Origin of the sequence: Rhodococcus sp. CX (assembly GCF_015865005.1) — a bacterium.
Taxonomy (GTDB): domain Bacteria; phylum Actinomycetota; class Actinomycetes; order Mycobacteriales; family Mycobacteriaceae; genus Rhodococcus.
In genome coordinates this window covers 23,151-26,923 of sequence record NZ_JADZGH010000170.1, presented here as the reverse complement: position 1 = coordinate 26,923, position 3,773 = coordinate 23,151, and the positions used below count along the sequence as shown (strand labels likewise).

Here is a 3,773-nt window from a genome sequence, read left to right as displayed (position 1 = left end):
CTGGTGCGGGAGGGGCGGGCACGGACCGTCGATCGGCACCTGGCCCGGCTGGCGGCGTCCGCCGAGGCGGCGGGCCTGCCCGAACCGGATCGCGACGACTGGCGGCCGGCGATCGACCTGGCCGTCGAACAGTGGGGCAAGGACCGTGAGGGCGCGCTGCGGCTGGTGTACACCCGGGGCCGCGAGACCGGCGGTGGTCCGACCGCCTTCCTGCTGGTCACCCCGGTCGCGGAGCGGATCGAGGCGGCGCGGCGCGACGGCGTGTCGGTGGTGTCCCTCGAACGGGGATTCTCGGTGGATCTGGCGTCGCGGGCACCGTGGCAGCTCCTCGGCGCGAAGACGCTGTCGTATGCGACGAACATGGCGGCGCTGCGGCACGCCGAGTCCCTGGGCGTGGACGACGTAATCTTCGTCAGCAGCGAGGGATGCGTGCTCGAGGGTCCGCGTTCGACCGTCGTGATCGCCCGCGGCCGGACGTTGCTGACCCCGCCCCCGGCGCAGGGGATCCTGCCGGGAACCACGCAGCAGGCGCTGTTCGAGGTCGCGGAACAACGCGATTTCTCCGTCCGGTACGAAACCCTGCGCCCGGCCGACCTCATCGTCGCCGACGGGGTGTGGCTGGTGTCGAGTGTGGCGCTCGCGGCGCGTGTCCACACCCTCGACGGGCATCCTCTCGAGCGGCGGGCTCTGGACCGCGAGGTCGAGGAACTGGTCGATCTGGCGGTCGACACGATCGACTAGAGACCGCGGGCGGCAGGCTCCGGGTGAGCCGGGGGCCTCATTCGGGACGACTGTGTTTGTGGACACCGTGTCCGTATCCGGGGCAAATAGCTACTACAGTTCGTAGTAACACCGGATCGTCCTCGCGCGCGTCGCGGGGCCGATACGTTGTGCACTGAATTCGGGTGTGTCTGCCCACAGCCCGGATTCGGCGATTGTTCCTGGGCGTCACCACGGAGTTGCCATGGATGTGTTGGACCTGTCCCGGTGGCAGTTCGGCATCACCACCGTCTATCACTTCATCCTCGTCCCGCTGACCATCGGCCTCGCGCCGATGATCGCGATCATGCAGACGATGTGGGTGGTCACGAAGAAGGACCACTGGTATCGGCTGACCAAGTTCTTCGGCAAGCTGTTCCTCATCAACTTCGCACTCGGTGTCGCCACCGGCATCGTCCAGGAGTTCCAGTTCGGCATGAACTGGAGCGAGTACTCCCGGTTCGTCGGTGACGTCTTCGGTGCGCCGCTGGCCCTCGAAGGCCTCGTCGCGTTCTTCCTCGAGTCCACGTTCCTCGGCCTGTGGATCTTCGGGTGGACCCGGCTGCCGAAACTGCTTCACCTCGCGACGATCTGGCTGGTCGCGATCGGCGTGAACGCGTCGGCGTTCTTCATCATCTCCGCGAACTCGTTCATGCAGCACCCCGTCGGCGCGATCTACAACCCGGAGACCGGGCGCGCCGAACTCACCAGCATCTGGACGCTCCTGACCAACAACACGGCCCTGGCCGCGTTCCCGCACGCCGTCGCCGGCGCCTTCCTCACCGCGGGCACCTTCGTCGCGGGCATCGCCGGTTGGTGGATGGTCCGGAACATGAGGCGCGCCAAGGACTCCGACGACGCCGTCGAGGCGGACCGGCTCGAGGGCGACGCGCGGGGCATCTTCCGTCCGGCCGCGCGGCTCGGCATGCTCGTGATGATGATCTCCGGCGTCGCCGTGATCCTCACCGGCGACGTCCAGGCCAAGCTGATGTTCGAGCAGCAGCCGATGAAGATGGCCTCCGCGGAATCGTTGTGCCACACCGAGGTCGACCCGAACTTCTCTGTTCTGACCATCGGCACGCACAACGACTGCGACGGCGTCACCCACCTCATCGAGGTTCCGTTCGTCCTGTCCTACCTCGCCGAGGGCGACTTCTCCGGCGTCGAACTGCAGGGTGTGCAGGATCTGCAGGAGCAGTACGAGGATCAGTTCGGTCCCGGCAACTACCGGCCCAACCTGTTCGTGACGTACTGGTCGTTCCGCGCCATGATCGGGCTCGGTGCGGGCTCGCTGGCCCTGGCGCTGGCGGGACTGTGGGTCACGCGCGGCGGCCGTGTCCCCGACCAGAAGTGGTTCGGGTGGCTCAGCGTCCTCGCGATCCCGACCCCGTTCCTGGCCAACAGCGCAGGCTGGATCTTCACCGAGATGGGACGCCAGCCCTGGGTCGTGCACCCCAACCCGACCGGTGTGGACATGATCCGGCTCACCGTCGACCAGGGCGTCTCCGACAATGCCGGTGCCACCGTCATCACGTCGCTGGTTGCGTTCACCCTCGTGTACGCCGCCCTGGGCGTGGTGTGGTTCTGGCTGATCCGCCGCTACACGATCGAAGGGCCCCTGCCGCACGACGCGCACCCGCCGGGCGAGCACGACGAACCCGACGACGGCCGGCCCAAGCAACTGTCCTTCGCGTACTAGGAGAGCACGATCATGGGACTTCAAGAGCTCTGGTTCGTCCTCATCGCGGTGCTGTTCACCGGATACTTCGTGCTCGAAGGCTTCGACTTCGGCGTCGGCATGCTCATGCCCGTCCTCGGACGGGGCGGGGACGAGGTCGCCGACACCCGGCGGCGCGTGCTGCTCAACACGATCGGGCCGGTGTGGGACGGCAACGAGGTGTGGCTGCTCACCGCCGGGGGTGCGCTCTTCGCGGCGTTCCCCGAGTGGTACGCGACGTTGTTCTCCGGGTTCTACCTGCCGCTGCTGCTGATCCTGCTCGCGCTCATCGTGCGGGTCTGCGCGATCGAGTACCGCGGCAAGATCGACGACCCGACCTGGCGTCGCCGCTGGGACCTCGGCATCATCGTCGGATCCTGGGTGCCGGCCGTCCTGTGGGGTGTGGCGTTCGCCAACATCGTCCGCGGCGTCGCGATCGACGAGGACAAGCAGTACGTCGGCGGGTTCTTCGCGCTGCTGAACCCGTACGCGCTGCTCGGTGGTGTCACCACGGCACTCGTGTTCGCCTTGCACGGCGCGGTGTTCCTCGCACTCAAGACCGGTGACGAGGTCCGCGGTGACGCGGTGAAACTCGCGCACCGCCTGTCGATTCCGACGGTCGTCGTGGCCGGCGCGTTCGTGCTGTGGACGCAACTGGCCTACGGCAAGACCTGGACGTGGATCCTCGTGGCGATCGCCGCGGCCGCGTTGCTCGCCGTCGTCGCACTCACCCGCGTCGAGCGGGAAGGCTGGGCGTTCGTGTTCACGACCGTCGCGATCGCGGGCACGATCGTGCTGCTCTTCGGCTCGCTGTTCCCGAACGTCATGCCGTCGACGCTGAACGAGGCGTGGTCGCTGACGATCGAGAACGCGTCGTCGAGCCCGTACACGCTGAAGATCATGACGTGGGCAGCCGTCCTCGTCACCCCGGTCGTCCTGATCTACCAGGGCTGGACGTACTGGGTCTTCCGCCAGCGCATCTCGACCCATCACATCCCGAAGTCGATCGGCCTGCCGATCGGAGCGGGCCGGTCGTGACCACCCCCGACGTCACCCCCGCGCACCGTCCCGATTCCGCGGAATCCGGCGGTGCGCGGGGGCGTCGTCGCCCGATCGATCCGCGACTGTGGCGCTATTCGGCGTCCGTCCGCGGATATCTCGTCCTGTCGGTCATCGCCGCGCTGATCGACGTCGCGGCAATCGTGGTGTCCGCGTTGATGATCGGCCGGGTCCTCGCCGGGGTCATCACCACCGACGCTCGCGCCCTGGGGGACTGGCGCACCGATCTGATCGTGCT

Annotated in this window: 3 protein-coding genes and 1 pseudogene; all 4 read left to right on the top strand. The window is 67.7% G+C overall.

Annotated features, from left to right (window positions below; genetic code table 11):
• On the top strand, positions 1 to 741 hold a 741-nt coding region (locus I0Q12_RS18130), incomplete at its 5' end, for an aminodeoxychorismate lyase (protein WP_197253253.1).
• Between the two features lie 223 nt (positions 742 to 964).
• Positions 965 to 2,458: a cytochrome ubiquinol oxidase subunit I gene (locus tag I0Q12_RS18125; protein WP_197253251.1), complete on the top strand. Its 1,494-nt coding sequence runs from the start codon at positions 965 to 967 to the stop codon at positions 2,456 to 2,458.
• A 12-nt stretch (positions 2,459 to 2,470) separates the two neighbouring features.
• A complete protein-coding gene (cydB, locus tag I0Q12_RS18120) occupies positions 2,471 to 3,514 on the top strand; it encodes a cytochrome d ubiquinol oxidase subunit II (protein ID WP_197253249.1) in 1,044 nt (347 codons plus the stop codon).
• Positions 3,511 to 3,773, top strand: a pseudogene (locus I0Q12_RS18115) (thiol reductant ABC exporter subunit CydD); the annotation flags it as partial. The gene cydB and the pseudogene I0Q12_RS18115, both read left to right, overlap by 4 nt.

Coding starts and splice junctions, on each gene's coding strand:
- cydB (WP_197253249.1), top strand. CDS start 2,471: ATGGGACTTCAAGAGCTCTGGTTCGTCCTCATCGCGGTGCTGTTCACC.
- I0Q12_RS18125 (WP_197253251.1), top strand. CDS start 965: ATGGATGTGTTGGACCTGTCCCGGTGGCAGTTCGGCATCACCACCGTC.